The following is a 16266-nucleotide window of genomic DNA, read 5'->3' on the forward strand; positions in this document are numbered from 1 at the left end:
ACTGACTACTGACTACTGACTACTGACTACTGACTACTGACTACTGACTACTGACTACTGACTACTGACTACTGACTACTGACTTCTAATATTATTTGCCAAACCAATCTTTCATTTTTTGTTTTGCTTGTTCTTTAGTATCAGCATTAATGTATACTGAAACAGTAGCTATTGCCGCCAGCAATACTCCTAAATCATCGGTAAATCCGATGCCGACTAATATATCGGGAATCGCATCGACAGGAGATATAAAATAGGTCAAAGCTCCAACTACAACTCCTTTTGCCCAAGCAGGCACGTTTGGGTTTTGAGCCGTATAGTAGAGAATCAAAGCTTTTTCAACTACTTCTCTTCCTGCGGTTAAAGCAAAGTTTTTAAGTTTAGCCCAAAAACTTTCATCTGAATAGTTAATTTGGGGGTTGCTGAGGTGTGTTGTGGTTTCTCTTCGGTCGATCACATCGAGAGGAATGCCCTTAGTTTTAAGCTGGTAAACAGCAGAATTGAAAGATGCTGAAACCTGATTTTTATTGGGCGCGGCCTCCCGTATTTGTTTCATGTCTGCGTTGACATCCACCCCGCCCTATAAGGGCGAGGATTCCTAAGACTCACGACTTAGGTTTCTGCTTCTGTCCCCTAGGGAGTTTCGCACCAGCCTTAACAGATTTACTCTGTTGGGGTCTTACAGTCGCTCCACAGACTGAAACGGCAAGCCCTGCCGCCAAAATGTTCTTCGCCGCATTGATATCACGATCATGGTGCGTCCCACAACTAGGACAATCCCATTCCCGAATATTCAACGGCAACTTGTCAACGATGTGTCCGCAATTTCCACATCGTTTAGAACTCGGAAACCAGCGGTCAATCTTAACTAAAGTGCGACCATACCAATCACACTTGTAGTCAAGTTGTCTGACCAATTCGCCCCAACTTGCATCACTTATAGAAGCGGCAAGTTTGGGGTTTTTAATCATATTCTTCACAGCTAAGTCTTCTACGGCGATGGTTTGGTTTTCACGCACCAACCGCGTCGTTAACTTGTGAAGATAGTCTTTTCTTGCATCAGTAATTTGTTGATGCACTTTCGCTACTTTGAGCCGTGCTTTGTAACGGTTATTTGATCCCTTTTGCTTACGGATTAAAGCTTTCTGCGCTCTTCTGAGCTTGCGATACTTTGTCTTAAATCCTTTGGGATTGGCAATCTTTTCACCAGTGCTTAAAGCAAGCAAGCTTGTAATTCCCAAGTCAATACCGACTTGATCACCTGTTTTGGGTAACTTTTCAATTTCAACATCTACCAGCAGAGAAACTGACCACCTGCCTGATGGTGCAAGCTTTACTGTAATAGTTGATGGTGTCGCACCATTAGGTAATGTCCGGCTCCAGCGAATTGGCAATGCTTGGGTGCTTTTTGCTAGGTAGACTTGTGCATCCCTAAATTTGAACGCTGACTTAGTGAATTCTGCACTACCACCATTGCGTTTCTTTTTGAAGTTAGGATATTTTGCCCGTCCATCAAAAAAGTTGGTATAAGCCGCTTGTAAATGTCTCAAGCATTGTTGCAATGGCACGCAGCTAACTTCGTTAAGAAAATCTAGTTCTTCAGTTTTCTTCCATTCGGTTAACATTGAAGAAGTCTCAGCATACCCTACCCGTTTCTGTTCTGTGTACCAAGCTTCAGTTCTTACTGCTAAAGCACGGTTGTAGACTAAACGGGCGCAACCCAAAGTACGTCGCAACAAACTTTCTTGTTCTGGCGTTGGGTAGAATCGGTAGCTGAAGGCTTTTAATGTCATATTTACCTTAAATGTGCTGCTTTACATAATAGCACGTCTTATGTGAAATAGTACGTCTTAACAAATATCTATGTAAAGCCGTCCTACAAGGACGGGGTTTCAGACCCATTTTCCTTGATGAATTCCTGCATGGCTTGGATTTGCAAGTCGGAAACCGCTAGCAGTTTTTTGGCTGATTGGATCGCCTCGCTTTCTGCAGGATGCAGCGTCTTATTTGCGCCAGCAATGTTAATTAAAAAATACATGACTCCCAAACGCAGCGGTTGTTGTGAATGGCTGAGTGTTTGCAAACAGTCGCCCAGTGATGGGGGACTGGCTGTGTAGGATTGGATTTGAGTCTTTGCAGAGTCAGAAAATTTGTCTAAATTTATGGTTTTAAACAACAAATCTAGTTCGTCAATATCAATGGAACCGTCGGCGGCTGCGATCGCAAACAAAGAACCATAAAAAGCTAAAAGTTCGCTTTCTGAGGAGGTGGCAAAAATATCTCTCTCGGACATGATGCTACTCCGATTGATAACGATGCTTTGCATTTTACCACAAAACTCAGCGCGCCATGATTTCAGAAACCGGCAATAATTTTAGACAGCATGAAACAATGGAGGATTTTTTATGAAAGTTGCGATCGTCGGCTGCGGCTATGTGGGTACTGCGACAGCCAAACATTTACGTGGCAAATCTGATTGTACCGTGACGGCGACAACTACCACGGCGACGCGAGTAGTTGAGTTGGAGGGTGTCGCGCAGCGGGTAGCCGTGCTCAAAGGAAATGACAAAGATGCAATGAGGGCTGTACTGCAAGAACAAGATGCTGTTATGCTGTGCGTAGGTGCTCCAAATCCTCATGCTTATCGGGAAAGTTATTTAGATACGGCGACAACTTTAGTAGCGGTTTTACAGCAGATACCGACAGTCAAGCAGGTTATTTATACGGGTACTTATTCTGTGTATGGCGATCGCCAAGGTGAATTGGTAAATGAAGAATCCCCCGTCGCGCCTGCTAATCCAAACGGTGAAATTCTCGCAGAAACAGAACAGGTTTTATTAGCAGCATCTAGTCCCAATCTTCAAGTCTGCATTCTCCGTTTGGGAGGAATTTATGGGCCTGGGCGAGAATTAGTTAAAATCTTTAGAGGCTGGGCTGGGAGCACTCGTCCCGGTAGGGGGGAAGATGCTACTAATTGGGTGCATCGAGATGATATTGTTGGGGGGTTAACTTTTGCTTTGGAAAATCAATTGCAGGGAATTTACAATTTAGTCGGGGATGTGTCGCTATCGAGTGGTGAATTGCTCGATCGCATTTTTGAAGCTAATAATTTGCCTAAAGTTTCTTGGGATGGAAGTCCTAGCGTGCGGCCTTATAATGCTAGCGTGTCGAATCAAAAGATTAAGGCGGCGGGTTATCAGTTTGTTTATCCTGAAATTAGGGAGTTTTAGTTGGGCGATCGCTCTTTTGTTAAACCGCATCTTTTTCACAGGCGGGACGCCCGTGCCACAATGAACGCGGATGGACGAAAGGGCGATATTCACCGCTTTAGATTTTTTCCCTAACCCAAATTCTAAATGATTTCAGTAATGCAATTTCTCCCATTGTTTTAGTCTGCTCAAAAAACCTACTCATTTCTGTTGATGATAAAAAGGGAAAAGCAATACTGAAATTGCATTCAACATACTCCTCGGAAGCTAACTGATAAAATTTTAAAACTCGCCCGTTATATCTCCAGAGTTCGGGTACGCCAAGTGCCGAGTAAATTCCTGACTTATTAATTGAACTGCTGGTAATATCTATTTCAATTGCCAAGTCGGGCGGTGGGGCAGTTTCTAAGTCTAGTTCTTGCCTGCCTCTGACTGCTGGTTCACTTTGAATATAATAACAATTGTCAGGTTCTATACCCTTTTTAGCCTGTTCTTGCTTGAGAGTCATTGAGCCAGCACTTTTGATTTCAATGCCGAGTTCTTCTGCTAAAATGAAAATGAAGCGATCGGACTGAATCTTGGGATTTTCATGTTCGTATAAAGGACTCATAATTTCCAACATCCCGTTATCATAAGCTATGCGATAACCTCGGCGATCGCCTATTTCTTTGAGCAACGTTTCAAAGGTTGACCAGCTAATGTTTTCTAGCAGTGTTCTCTGTTCGGCTAAACTTGAAGTAGTAGCAATCATCTCAAAATCTCCTTGAGCTGAGAAAACTCTAGTTTTATTTTACCACAGGCCCAGATACTATGAAAAAGGGGGTTGTTTTTTTGAACCGCCGACATCTGCGGTTCAAAAAAAAGCCATTTCAATCACTAATTAACTTACCCCATAATCCCACCAAAAAAGTCGATCGTCTCTTTCAACGCTTTCACAAACACATCAATCTCCTCGCGAGTATTGTAAAAATACAAACTCGCCCGCGCCGTAGATGAAACGTTCAAATAGCGGTGCAAAGCTTGCGTGCAGTGATGCCCGGAACGAATCGCGACTCCCTCCTGATCTAACATGGTAGACAAGTCTTGAGGGTGAATTTCTCCGGCTGTAAATGCCGCTAATGCAGCCCTACCTTCACCGTTGCTGTCTGGTTGTGGCCCGTAAATTTTGATTTCGGGAATTTGCCGCAATTGTTGGAACATATAAGCATTCAATTCTGCTTCGCAAGCGTGAATCTTATCCATGCCAATGTTACTAAGATAATCGATTGCTGCACCGAGGGCGATCGCCTCTCCGATTGCAGGCGTGCCGGCCTCAAATTTGTGCGGCAAATCGGCATAGGTGGAGTAATCGAGAAACACGTCAGCAATCATCTCACCGCCGCCGAAAAACGGAGGCATTTCTCTCAGCAAGTCCAGCTTACCGTAGAGAAAACCGATGCCAGTCGGAGCGCACATTTTGTGACCTGAAGCAACCAGCCAATCGCAATCTATTGCTTGCACATCTACTATCATGTGCGGCACGCTTTGGCAAGCATCAATTAAAACTCTTGCGCCGAAACTGTGGGCAATTTTGCAGATTTCTTTGACTGGACTGATGCAGCCCAAAGTATTAGAAACGTGAACGGTTGACACCAATTTAGTTTTATGGGAAATCAGGGTTTTAAACTGTTCCAAATCAAACTCGTTAGTTTCCGTTAACTCGACAAACTTCAGCACCGCACCGGTTCTTTGAGCCATCATTTGCCAGGGAACGAGATTGCTGTGGTGTTCCATCACCGACAGGATAATTTCATCTCCGGCTTGCAGATTGCTCAAACCCCAAGAATAAGCGACCAAATTAATCGCTTCGGTAGCGTTGCGAGTGTAAACAATTTCTTGCCGCGACGCCGCATTTACAAACGCCGCAACTTTGTCTCTAGCACCTTCGTAAGCATCAGTCGCTTTGGCGCTGAGAGTGTGAGCACCCCGGTGGACGTTTGCATTGTATTGTCCGTAGTAATCACGCCAAGCGTTGAGCACAGCTAGGGGTTTTTGAGAAGTAGCTGCATTGTCTAAATAAACTAGCGGTTTACCGTTAACTTTTTCATTCAAAATTGGGAAGTCGCCGCGAACTTTTGAGGCAAGTGTTTTTTCTTGAATAAGTGTCATATTTTTTGAAGTTAGTGATTTGTCGTTGGGTGGGGGCGGGTTTACGAGATTGTTGGTTTGAGGCAATTATTATTCGTGAAACCCGCCCCTACAGGCTGTTAAAAATGGTGCAAGATGTTGTAGGGACACAGCACTGCTGTGTCCTCTGTGTCCTCATATTTATGAGTTATCCTTGGACGGCCACGCAGGTAGAAAGCATTTTCGCCACCCCAAGAATCGGTAATTGATTGAGCATTTCCGCCGCAAAAGCATCGATTAGCAAATAGCGACTTCTTTCTAAATCCAAACCGCGACTTTGCAAGTAGAAAAGTTCATCATCTTCTAATTGACTGACAGTTGCACCGTGGGAACATTTAACGTTGTCGGCGACAATTTCCAACTGCGGTTTGGTGTCTACGCGAGCTCTCGGCGACAACAACAAATTCCGGCTCAATTGTCCGGCATCTGTCAATTGTGCCGCTTTGCGAACGAAAACTTTGCCGTTAAATACAGCGCGAGCTTTGTTACCGATAATGCACTTGTGCAATTGGCGGCTTGTACCGTGGGGGTGATTGAAATCGATTAAACTGTGAGTGTCTGATAACTGTTCGCCAAAGGCTACAGTTAAACCATTTAGAGTTGTTTCAGTGGCTTCGCCGCGCTGAAATACTTCTAAATTGTGCCGCGATATTTTGCCTCCCAAACTGATAGCATGACAAGTGTAACGGCTATTACGAGATTGTTCGATCGCACTTTTGCCGATATGAACAACTTCTCCACCTTCCCGCTGCAGCCGAACGTGATTCACAGTGGCGTTTTCGCCGACAATAACATCCGTTACAGCATTAGTAAACGCTGGTACATTACCGATAGTTGCGTAATCCTCAACTAGCGTGACATTGCTTCCAGGCTCAGCTATGACCAAGCAGTGCGGCTGGGACATCGTGCCAGATGCACCGGGCGCTGTCAGGAACAGCAAGTGAATCGGAAGTTCGATCGACATATTGGCCGGCACGAACACCACCGCAGAATCCGCCAAACCCGCAGTATTCAGCGCGGTAAAAACCTCGGTTTGCTGTCTGTGCTTGCTCAAAACATCGCTGATGCGCCCTTGATATTTTTCGGGTACATTGGATAGATTACCTGCGTAAAAGTCGATCGGCAAATTCGGAAAAACCGACGACTCCACCGTTGACAAATCCGGCGCATAAAACCCGTTGACAAACACCAATCTTAATGGTAAATCTGCCTTGTTTTTCACTGGCATAATGATATCAGCCAGCTTAACTTTTGACTGATTGCTCTGGGGTATATGAAAAGGAATTTGCAACACCGACGACAAATCAGTAAAGCGCCATTCTTCATCCTTCACCGTCGGAAAAGTCGAAGAAAGCACGTATTCAGTCGCCGCATCCCGCAAATCCTGCAACCCGTAAGCAGAACTTTCCTTATTAGCTGCGCCCAACTTGCCGCACTGATTCACCAAATCAGTCAAAAACATTTCCCTACTAGCAACTTGCGTATTCATCATCGCGCGCCCACTCCTGCTGCTTCCTCTTCCACAACCCAGTCATAACCGCGCTCTTCCAATTCGAGCGCCAACTCTTTCGGGCCAGTCAAGATAATTCTACCGGCTTCCATGACGTGAATAAAATCAGGAATAATGTAATTCAGCAACCGCTGATAGTGAGTAATCACCAACATCGAATTCTCAGCAGTTGACAACTGATTCACACCGCCGGCGACAATCTTGAGAGCATCGATATCCAAACCCGAATCAGTCTCATCCAAAATAGCTAACTTCGGTTCCAACAGCGCCATTTGCAAAATTTCATTCCGCTTTTTCTCGCCACCGGAAAAACCCTCATTTACGCTGCGGCCTAAAAAAGAATCATTCATCTTGACAATATCCAGCTTGTCCTCGATTAAATCTTGGAAATCAAAAGCATCCAATTCTTCCAAGCCGCGATGTTTGCGGTGAGCATTGTAAGCCACGCGCAAGAAATCCAGATTGCTAACGCCGGGAATTTCTAAAGGATATTGGAAAGCTAAGAACACGCCAGCTAAAGAGCGTTCTTCCGGCGCTAATTCCAGCAAATTTTGACCCAGAAAAGTAACTTCTCCGCCCGTTACCGTATAAGCAGGATGACCCGCTAATATCTTGGATAAAGTGCTTTTCCCCGAACCGTTCGGGCCCATAATCGCGTGAATTTCACCCGATTTAATTTCCAGATTTAAACCCTTAAGGATTTGGGTATCTTCCACATTCGCAGTTAAATCGCGGACGGATAGCACCACTTGACTATTTTCTACAATCATCTATTTTTGTCCTTTTCCTCAATGCACTTTACAGTTTTTTTTCTCGTTCCTAGGCTGTACCCATTGGTGACAATTTAACGTTAAACCGATAGTCCGCCAGGGAATGAATTCCCTGTCTCAAAGCTAAAGTCCTCGCTATGAGGACTGAGAAGAAAACTTTTAAACTCATTAGTCCTCTTTAGAGGACTTTAGCTATTAGCCAGGGAATTCATTCCCTGGCGGACGGGGAGCTTAAGTTGTCACCGATGGACTCGGCCTGGAAGGGTTTATCGGCCGCGAAAATTATCCGACACTTCCTTCGAGTTTCAGACTCAACAGCTTATCAGCTTCCGCCGCAAATTCCATCGGTAACTGATTGAAAACATCTTTACAGAAACCGCTAATCATCATCGAAATAGCATTTTCTGCGGAAATTCCCCGCTGTGCGAAGAAGAACAATTGCTCTTCCCCAATCTTAGAAGTAGAAGCTTCGTGTTCGACTTTAGCAGTGTGGTTCTGCACTTGAATATAAGGGAAAGTATTCGCTTGAGCGTTGTCGCCAATCAGCATGGAATCGCACTGAGAGTAATTGCGAGAGCCTTTAGAGTTAGGCCCCATTTTCACTAAGCCGCGATAGCTGTTGGATGAATTTCCGGCAGAAATTCCCTTAGAAATAATCGTGCTGCGAGTGTTTTTTCCCACGTGGATCATTTTGGTGCCGGTGTCAGCTTGCTGCTTGTTATTTGTCAGCGCTACTGAGTAGAATTCGCCCACCGAGTTGTCGCCGACTAACACGCAACTGGGATATTTCCAAGTAATCGCTGAACCGGTTTCTACTTGTGTCCAAGAAATCTTAGAATTGACTCCTTGACACAAACCCCGTTTCGTCACGAAGTTGTAAATGCCGCCTTTGCCGTTGGCATCGCCAGCGTACCAGTTTTGCACTGTGGAGTATTTGATATCGGCATTGTCCATTGTTACCAATTCGACTACGGCGGCGTGCAGTTGATTGGTGTCAAACATCGGCGCGGTGCAGCCTTCTAGGTAAGACACAGAACTGTTTTCTTCTGCAACAATTAGGGTGCGCTCGAACTGGCCGGAATCTCCGTTGTTGATGCGGAAATAGGTTGACAATTCCATTGGGCATTTGACGCCTTTGGGAATGTAAACAAAGGAACCGTCGCTGAATACGGCGGAGTTGAGGGCTGCGAAAAAGTTGTCGCCGACTGGTACGACGCTGCCGAGATATTTTTCTATTAATTCGGGATAATCTTTGACGGCTTCTGAGATGGAACAGAAAATAACGCCATCTTTGGCTAACTTTTCTCTAAATGTTGTGGCAATTGAAACGCTGTCGAAAACGGCATCGACGGCGACATTTCCCAGCCGTTTTTGTTCGGAGAGGGGAATGCCGAGTTTCTCGAAGGTTTCTAGGAGTGTCGGGTCTACTTCGTCCAAACTGTTGAGCTTTTTGGGCTTTTGTTTGGGGGCGGAATAGTAGATAATTTGTTGGTAGTCGATCGCGGGATAGTTGACGTGGGGCCAGGTGGGCTCGGTCATTGTCAGCCACTTCCGGTATGCTTTGAGGCGGAATTGCAGCATGAATTCCGGTTCGTTTTTCTTGGCGGAAATCAGGCGGACTACATCTTCGCTCAAGCCGCGGGGGATGGTGTCTGACTCGATGTCGGTGACGAAACCGTATTTATACGGCTGGTTGACTAAGGTTTTGACTGTGGTAGAACTCATTATTTTGCGTGTTCAGTGTTCTAGATAATGCTCTCTGGATGGCAGACGGGGCAATGCCTGTCTGGGCTTGAGCGAGTTCTGCTGGACTGCTCTGGGAAGTTAAACAACAGATTTGTTGCTTTACTATATTTTAAGCTACATTAACAATAGTGATATTGTCAAAGTCAAATTAATAATTTTTTGTGAAGATGATGGAGACTACTCAGCAGACTTCCACGAAACAAGACATCCTGCAATATTTGCTCAAGGGGGGGCAGGGGACGGCTCTTGAGTTGGCGGAGTCTTTGGATATCAGTCCGCAGGCGATTCGCCGTCACTTGAAGGATTTGGAAGCGGAGGGGCTGATTCAGTATCAGTCGGTTCAGGCTGGTATGGGGCGGCCGCAGCACATTTATGAGCTTACCAGTCAGGGGCGCGATCGATTCCCGAATCGTTACGGTGATTTTGCAGTCTCTTTTCTGGATACGTTGGCGGAAACCGTCGGCCGCGAGCAAGTGATTACTATCTTGCAAAAACAGTGGCAGCGCAAGGCGACGGAGTATCGGCGGCTGGTGGGTGCGGGTTCGCTGCAAGAGAGGGTGACTAAGCTAATGGAACTTCGCAGGGCTGAAGGTTATATGGCTGAGTGTTATCCTGTAGAATCTGTAGAGGTTGGGATCGGCGATCGCGCTGGTTTGGGCGATCGATTTGTGTTGATGGAACACAACTGCGCGATTTCTAATGTTGCGGAAACTTTTCCGAGTGTGTGTGGCAATGAGTTGGAAATGTTTGCGGCGGTTTTGCCGGATTGTATTGTGGAGCGGACTCACTGGATTATTGATGGGGAACACCGCTGCGGTTATTTGATTGCCAGAAGGAAGGAAGAAGTTCGGCAACAGGCAATGTACGGGATTTAAGGGATGTCACGCATGGAAGTTCGACAACGGATGAGTGTAACGGATGTCACGGATGTCAGGGATTACCAATTACCGATTACCGATTAGCAATTACCAATTTTTAATATATGGAACCGCTAGCAGATTTTTTAAAGCCGGAAGAGTGCGCCGAAGTTGATATGGCGCTGCTGTCGTCGAAGGAAAAGTTTTCGGCGCGGCTGGCAATTTATGCTTTGAGGGTGCTCAAGCAAATTGCTGGGGAGACTGGGAAGCCGGTGGCTGAGGTGACTAATGGGCAGGTGATGGATTGGATTAAGAATGATGAGAGTATTAAAGGGTCGATCGAACTTGATGCGAGTTTTGAAAACTTTTTTACGAATTTGGTAATTGCGTCTTTGCGGCCGTTGAGGCAAATTGCGACAGAATCTGAAAGCGCGATCGAACAATTAACAGTTAAGCAGGTCGTGGCGTGGTTTGTGAAGGACGGGAAGATTCGCAGAGAACAGGGAACCGAGGCGGCTTTTTTGGATTTGTGAGTTAAAGGTCGATCGGCCCCACCCCCAAACCAGGCCTCAAACCCCGATCGTTCCAGCGGTTTCGGACGATCGAAAAAAACTTTTGACAAAGGGGTTGACAGACAGGGGAAAACTTGATAAGGTAATTAAGTCGAGCGAAAGAGATGCAGCGCATCAAGCTTAGCATTAAGCTAAACGCAGACACAGGATTAAAAGTTTTCAAAGCTTTCCTGGTGCTTATGATGTAATGGAACCACTCCGATCCATCCCGAACTCGGTTGTTAAACGTTGCTATGGCGAAGATACTCGGCGGGTCACTGCCCGGTAAAATAGCTCAGTGCCAGGTTAATAATAAATTAAAGCTCTTTTCCCGCAACAACGGAAAAGGGCTTTAGTTTTTTGGTGAGTTATTAGGCATCTACACAAAAGCTGGTCTTGGGCCCTTTGTAGAAATCTCAATATTCTGGGTCAGCAGCAGATTTGTGGTCGATCGAGCTTGATGCGAGTTTTGAAAACTTTTTTACGAATAGGGTGGTGGCGTCTTTGCGGCTTTTGAGGCAAATTGCGACAGAAGCCGAGAGGGGCGATCGAACAATTAACAGTTAAGCAGGTTGTGGCGTGGTTTGAGAAGGACGGCAAGATTCCCAGAGAACAGGGAACCGAGGCGGCTTTTTTGGATTTGTGATCTGCCTGACGCGCGGAGACCACAGAAACCGGGTTTTTTACCGAATCTGTGGGATCTAAAGCGTCTTCTCGTGAAAAACCCGGTTTCTAGACTCCCATGCGTCCAGGGCGATCGAAAAAAAGTTTTGACTTTGGGGTTGACAGACCGGGGAAAACTTGATACAGTAATTAAGTCGAGCGAAAGAGATGCAGCGCATCAAGCTTAATGCAGACACAGGATTAAAAGTTTTCAAAGCTTTCCTGGTGCTTATGATGTAATGGAACCACTCCGATCCATCCCGAACTCGGTTGTTAAACGTTGCTATGGCGAAGATACTCGGCGGGTCACTGCCCGGTAAAATAGCTCAGTGCCAGGTTAATAATAAATTAAAGCTCTTTTCCCGCAACAACGGAAAAGGGCTTTAGTTTTTTGGTGAGTTATTAGTCATTCTCTTTATGGCTTGGCGGTTGAAACCGCTACTAAACAAACGAAGTCGGCCGACGCGGACTGAATAATAAGAGGTAAAAATTTATGAAGATTAGTTATGATTCCGAAATTGATGCTCTCTATATTAGACTTGTAGAAGGTAAGCATCAGTGTCGCACTTTAGAGTTAACTGACGAAATTGCTTTAAATATTGGGGAAAATGAGTTATTGGTAGGGATAGAAGTTTTAGATGCTACACAGGTTTTAGGTAGTGGAAATGTACCTAATGTAGTGCTAGAAAATATAGCTTTTACTGTAGCTTAAATAGGGAAATCAATCGCTACCTGTGTAAATATAAGTAAGGATGAGTGGAAAAATGATCCGTACTTTGGATGCAAAATCTTATACAGATTTACTTGTTCGCTATCAACCAAAACCGATCGCAAATGAGGCAGAAAACGAGGCCGCGATCGCTCTCGCTTGCGAACTGGAACACCGCCCTATGCGATCGCTGGAGTCAGAGCTATTTCTGGAGCTTTTGATAACGCTGATTGAAAAATTTGAATCTGAAAATTATCCGATTCCTGCAGGAAATGCTGCTTCAATGTTGCAACATTTAATGGATGCGAGAAATTTGGACAAATCAGATTTGATTCCTGTTTTGGGAACGGAAACAGAGGTTGAGCAAGTTTTTGTTAGTGGAAGGGCGATCGAAATAGATGAAGCCACGAAGTTAGCCGATTTTTTCCAAGTGGATATTAGTTTGTTTCTTTAAGGGCGATCGGCTACTTATTGAGTAGGAGTTGCTGATATTCACTCTCAGGCTCATTAGTCATTAGTTTTAAGCGATCGCCCTTATTTTAGCAGTGAATAGTGGGCGATCATCTTGCCTTTTCCTTTGCACCTATATGAGCCGTCAGGATACTGGTAGAGGCAGACCTTTTCGATGCTTCCATAGTTCTTCCTACTTTAGATACGAATTTGCCCATTTATAGCGATTTGAATCTTTACTCAGAAGATACTCTGCAACTTCTCTACGTTTATCCTTGTCTTTTGTCATTCTGACAATTCTTTCAATTTCGTCATCGGTATCGTCAGCCCCACGTTCTGCGGCCAGTTCAAACCAATTATCACCATCCGCATATTCACCTCTGTCGTAACAAATTGCTCCCATAAGGGTATAGGGTTGGTGACTATCAGGGTGACATTCTCTTGCTTGCGTTGCACAATTTTCTGCTTCATCTAGTTGATTAAGATCCCGAAATGCTGCACCTCTAGTTACCCACAGAGCTGATTTCAGGTCAGATTCTTGTACTTTGTTCCAGTTCACATTTTCTGTTACTTTTAGAGCTTTTTCCGGCTCATCTGCCTTCCGCCAGTTACTACTTGCACTCGGTAGCTTCCATCTGTTTCCAGTTCGTTGATGTTCTTTTTCGCAAAATATTGCTTCTAATCTGTAGTAGGCGATCGCTATCTTTCCATGTCGAGCAAGACGACCTTCTTCAATTAATTGAATGACTTGTTTTGGGTCGAGTCGTTCCTCTCGCTCAAGTTTGAGCATAATTTCATAAAATGGGTCGAGCGCTAATTGACCCACAATCTGATACTTGGTTTTTAATGTCCTGAAGTGGATCTGTTTGGCAATATCTACTGTCTCAACAAGTCCTTCTTCTGACAACCACTGAATATCTTTTTCGTCAATCAATACTTTCGATTCCTCAGAAGGGTTGGAAGTTTTTGATTCACTAATCTCAAAAATTCTAAGGATTAAAAATAAACGGCTCGAAGGTTCTGAGCTTTGATATTGAGTGGCTTTGTATTTCTTTTTAAGTTCCGCAAAGAATCTTCTGTCCTTACGCTCTCGATCGATTGAAATTAACTCGCTCAAGTTTTGCTGTTTCAACCATTCACATTCACTAGGCTCTAATTCTAATTCTGAGTTGAATTTGCTCAAAATAGAATATAGTAGACTAGAAATAGAAGTATCTGGGTGAGAATCAATCTGATATTTAGACTTTAGTTCTGAAAATTCAATTTCAGCTTTCCTTTCATCCTCTTGCTGCCAATGAATTTCTAGTGTTTCTCCAAAATCTAATTCTAAAAGCCATTCAGCTTCGAAGTTAGATAATTGCTCTCTCGCATCAAGCTTTTTCAGAATTGAATACAGAGGCTCTTCAGGAAATTGGTTTAGATTCTTAGTCGCTTTATAGTTAATTTTGAGTTTTGAAAAGTTACGAATATCTTGAATCAAAGTTATTGTGTCTACAAGACCATGATTATTTAGTAGTTCCAACTCTGAATCTGTAAGGCTATACCCAGGATCTAATTTCCAAAGTATTGAATAGACTGGGCTGGAGATTGGAATCTCTAACTGTTTTGGAATATGGTACTTAGTTCGCAGTTGTAGAAATTCAGCTTCTAGCCTCTTCTTGTCTTGTGCTTGGTATTGCTGTAAAGAAATGATTTCAACGGTTCCGACAAGGCGATTCTCTGTTAGCCATTGAAACTCTAGGTTTGTGACCTGAATGCCCAGGTCGGCTTTTCTCAGTATCAGATATAGGAAACTATCAGATACACCACTATTATACTGACCTACTTGATATTTCTGTTTAAGAGCAGCAAAGTGCCTTTTCTGTAGCTCACTATTATCCATACCTGCATCCATACCTGATGTGATATTCACGGCAATTAGTTAACCCTATATGAGTCAGATGAACAGCCTTAAGAGGCTCAATCTTTTTTTGATACCAAAGTAAACCCATTTATCCCATCAAAGCACCAATACCCAACGTTGTCAACAGGAGACTCGTTTACATATAATCCTTCAAATCTTCGAGAGGTTCATCAAAATCATCAGACATCCAGATTTTACCTTTCCAAATACCAAGTCCGCCTCGCTTGGCAGCTTTTGCCGTTTTAGGAGGCTCTTGGGCGTATCGGTTCACCAGAAATTCTATATAGTCAAGGACTGCCTGTTTGACAGATTCAGGTAATTTTTCGAGATTTTTTAAGATGGCGGTTTCTATCATCATTTTTTACTCTCCTTTAAAAATGACTGGTTGTATCATGGTTTCTGCTCGCGCTCGCCCCATCTACTCCATTAAAGCACCAACACCCAATGTCAGCCACAGAATACCCCATTATCTAGTGCGATCGCCCCCGCCTCCCAAATCCCGTGAAGCGAAGCTATCCCGAAGGGAATCGCCCCAGATCCCACTAACACCATCATCATTCTGCAACTTGCCTAAAATTACCCGATCGACTATTCTTCCTAGTAGATATCATCTTGATATAACAACCAACAAAAACATGACAGCAATATTACCGCCTTGGATAGTTTTAGACTCCCTATTGCACAACTGGCTACTAGAAGATATCGGTAGGGGCGATCGCACAACATCGGCCTTATTCCCCGCAAACAGCATCCAGGGTACGGCTAAATGGATAGTCAAAGAAGCTGGAGTCATTGCGGGATTGCCAATTGCCGATCGCACATTTAAACTTTTAGACAGCAGCCTCAGTTTCATTCCCCAAGTACCAGAAGGGAAACTGTGCGAAAAAGGAGAAGTAATCGCCGAAATTTCCGGCAACTTCGATGCGCTGCTAACCGGAGAAAGAGTAGCTTTAAACTTGGCAATGCGTTTGAGCGGCATCGCTACTTTAACTCAGAAATATGTTGACAAAATTGCCCATTTGCCCGTGCAATTGGTGGATACCCGCAAGACAACGCCCGGATTGAGATTGTTGGAAAAATACGCAACTCAAATCGGCGGTGCTTGCAATCACCGGATGGGATTAGATGACGCGGTGATGATTAAAGACAATCACATTGCGGCGGCTGGGGGAATTGCAGAGGCGATCGCCCTAATTCGCAATTCTATCCCCTATCCGCTGACGATCGAAGTCGAAACCGAAACTCTCGCCGAAGTAGAGACAGCTTTGCAGCACAAAGCTGATATTATCATGTTAGATAATATGTCCTTTGATTTGATGCGGCAGGCTGTGGCCATTATTCGCGAAAAGAGCGATCGGGTAAAAATTGAAGCTTCCGGCAATGTTACCTTAGAAACAATTAGAAGTGTAGCCGAAACCGGAGTTGACTATATTTCTACCAGTGCTCCGATTACGCGATCGACTTGGCTGGATTTGAGCATGAAAATTAATAGTAATACCCGCAGTCCGGCAGGGGTTTAAACCCCTGCCTCAAAGCTGAAGTCCTCTAAAAGAGGACTAAGAGACATCTCCAAAAAAGAACTTGAAACCCAAGTCAAGCCTAAGCTAAAATCTAATTTCGGGAGAAGTCTAATGAATTATTCAGTCCTCTTTTAGAGGACTTTCGCTATGAGCCAGGGGTTTAAACCCCTGGCGGTATTTGGGGCCCGATCGATATTGCGGCTGAAGTTGGT

General features: G+C 44.5%; 17 protein-coding genes and 2 rRNA genes. 9 read left to right on the forward strand and 10 right to left on the reverse strand.

Going from position 1 to position 16266, the window contains the following annotated elements:
• Positions 1-91: 91 nt before the first annotated feature.
• From QT973_RS18375 to QT973_RS18385, 3 genes are all read right to left on the reverse strand, one after another.
• Positions 92-556, reverse strand: coding sequence for a YkvA family protein (locus tag QT973_RS18375; RefSeq protein ID WP_333052012.1), 465 nt, complete (start codon positions 554-556; stop codon positions 92-94).
• A 49-nt stretch (positions 557-605) separates the two neighbouring features.
• A complete protein-coding gene (locus QT973_RS18380; RefSeq protein WP_333052010.1) occupies positions 606-1793 on the reverse strand; it encodes an RNA-guided endonuclease TnpB family protein in 1188 nt (395 codons plus the stop codon).
• Between the two features lie 83 nt (positions 1794-1876).
• Entirely contained in the window at positions 1877-2326 is a 450-nt protein-coding gene (locus tag QT973_RS18385; RefSeq protein WP_333052007.1) for a hypothetical protein, read from the reverse strand.
• A 79-nt stretch (positions 2327-2405) separates the two neighbouring features.
• Between QT973_RS18385 and QT973_RS18390 the strand changes: the two genes are divergently transcribed.
• The gene (locus tag QT973_RS18390) at positions 2406-3230 is read left to right on the forward strand and encodes an NAD-dependent epimerase/dehydratase family protein (RefSeq protein ID WP_333373875.1); all 825 of its coding nucleotides are present in this window, start codon (positions 2406-2408) and stop codon (positions 3228-3230) included.
• Between the two features lie 97 nt (positions 3231-3327).
• Here the strand turns inward: QT973_RS18390 and QT973_RS18395 are convergent, their stop codons facing one another.
• The 5 genes from QT973_RS18395 to sufB form a co-directional block, all read right to left on the reverse strand.
• Positions 3328-3960, reverse strand: a complete 633-nt coding sequence (locus tag QT973_RS18395; RefSeq protein ID WP_333052003.1) for a Uma2 family endonuclease — start codon at positions 3958-3960, stop codon at positions 3328-3330.
• 134 nt (positions 3961-4094) lie between these two features.
• Positions 4095-5357, reverse strand: coding sequence for a SufS family cysteine desulfurase (locus tag QT973_RS18400; RefSeq protein ID WP_333052000.1), 1263 nt, complete (start codon positions 5355-5357; stop codon positions 4095-4097).
• Between the two features lie 166 nt (positions 5358-5523).
• Positions 5524-6867 carry a Fe-S cluster assembly protein SufD gene (sufD, locus tag QT973_RS18405; RefSeq protein WP_333391883.1) on the reverse strand — a complete coding sequence of 448 codons (1344 nt, stop codon included), beginning with the start codon at positions 6865-6867 and terminating at the stop codon, positions 5524-5526.
• Positions 6864-7655, reverse strand: coding sequence for a Fe-S cluster assembly ATPase SufC (gene sufC / locus QT973_RS18410; RefSeq protein ID WP_333051994.1), 792 nt, complete (start codon positions 7653-7655; stop codon positions 6864-6866). The genes sufD and sufC overlap by 4 nt, the downstream gene beginning before the upstream one ends.
• Positions 7656-7937: 282 nt before the next feature.
• Positions 7938-9380, reverse strand: a complete 1443-nt coding sequence (sufB, locus tag QT973_RS18415) for a Fe-S cluster assembly protein SufB (protein ID WP_333207742.1) — start codon at positions 9378-9380, stop codon at positions 7938-7940.
• Between the two features lie 188 nt (positions 9381-9568).
• On the opposite strand from sufB, the gene sufR reads away from it, so the two are divergent.
• From sufR to QT973_RS18450, 7 genes are all read left to right on the forward strand, one after another.
• On the forward strand, positions 9569-10276 hold the full coding sequence (gene sufR / locus QT973_RS18420) for an iron-sulfur cluster biosynthesis transcriptional regulator SufR (protein ID WP_333207741.1): 708 nt from the start codon (positions 9569-9571) through the stop codon (positions 10274-10276).
• Between the two features lie 107 nt (positions 10277-10383).
• Entirely contained in the window at positions 10384-10791 is a 408-nt protein-coding gene (locus tag QT973_RS18425; protein ID WP_333207740.1) for a hypothetical protein, read from the forward strand.
• A gap of 208 nt (positions 10792-10999) precedes the next feature.
• Positions 11000-11116: ribosomal RNA gene (gene rrf / locus QT973_RS18430) — 5S ribosomal RNA — on the forward strand.
• Positions 11117-11332: 216 nt separating this feature from the next.
• A complete protein-coding gene (locus QT973_RS18435) occupies positions 11333-11455 on the forward strand; it encodes a hypothetical protein (RefSeq protein ID WP_333270744.1) in 123 nt (40 codons plus the stop codon).
• Between the two features lie 238 nt (positions 11456-11693).
• A 5S ribosomal RNA gene (gene rrf, locus QT973_RS18440) occupies positions 11694-11810 on the forward strand.
• A 155-nt stretch (positions 11811-11965) separates the two neighbouring features.
• Complete coding sequence (locus QT973_RS18445; RefSeq protein ID WP_333207739.1) at positions 11966-12184, forward strand: DUF2283 domain-containing protein; 219 nt, start codon at positions 11966-11968, stop codon at positions 12182-12184.
• Between the two features lie 40 nt (positions 12185-12224).
• Positions 12225-12635 (forward strand): transcriptional regulator, encoded by a 411-nt coding sequence (locus QT973_RS18450; RefSeq protein WP_333391885.1) that lies wholly within the window; start codon positions 12225-12227, stop codon positions 12633-12635.
• Between the two features lie 189 nt (positions 12636-12824).
• Here QT973_RS18450 and QT973_RS18455 read toward each other — a convergent pair whose 3' ends face one another.
• Positions 12825-14543: a hypothetical protein gene (locus QT973_RS18455; protein WP_333338746.1), complete on the reverse strand. Its 1719-nt coding sequence runs from the start codon at positions 14541-14543 to the stop codon at positions 12825-12827.
• A 127-nt stretch (positions 14544-14670) separates the two neighbouring features.
• Entirely contained in the window at positions 14671-14892 is a 222-nt protein-coding gene (gene vapB, locus QT973_RS18460; RefSeq protein WP_333338742.1) for a type II toxin-antitoxin system VapB family antitoxin, read from the reverse strand.
• A gap of 277 nt (positions 14893-15169) precedes the next feature.
• On the opposite strand from vapB, the gene nadC reads away from it, so the two are divergent.
• Entirely contained in the window at positions 15170-16054 is an 885-nt protein-coding gene (gene nadC, locus QT973_RS18465) for a carboxylating nicotinate-nucleotide diphosphorylase (protein WP_333391887.1), read from the forward strand.
• Positions 16055-16266 lie beyond the last annotated feature (212 nt).

Source organism: Microcoleus sp. Z1_A1, assembly GCF_036700305.1.
In the GTDB taxonomy this organism is placed as follows: Bacteria; Cyanobacteriota; Cyanobacteriia; order Cyanobacteriales; family Microcoleaceae; genus Microcoleus.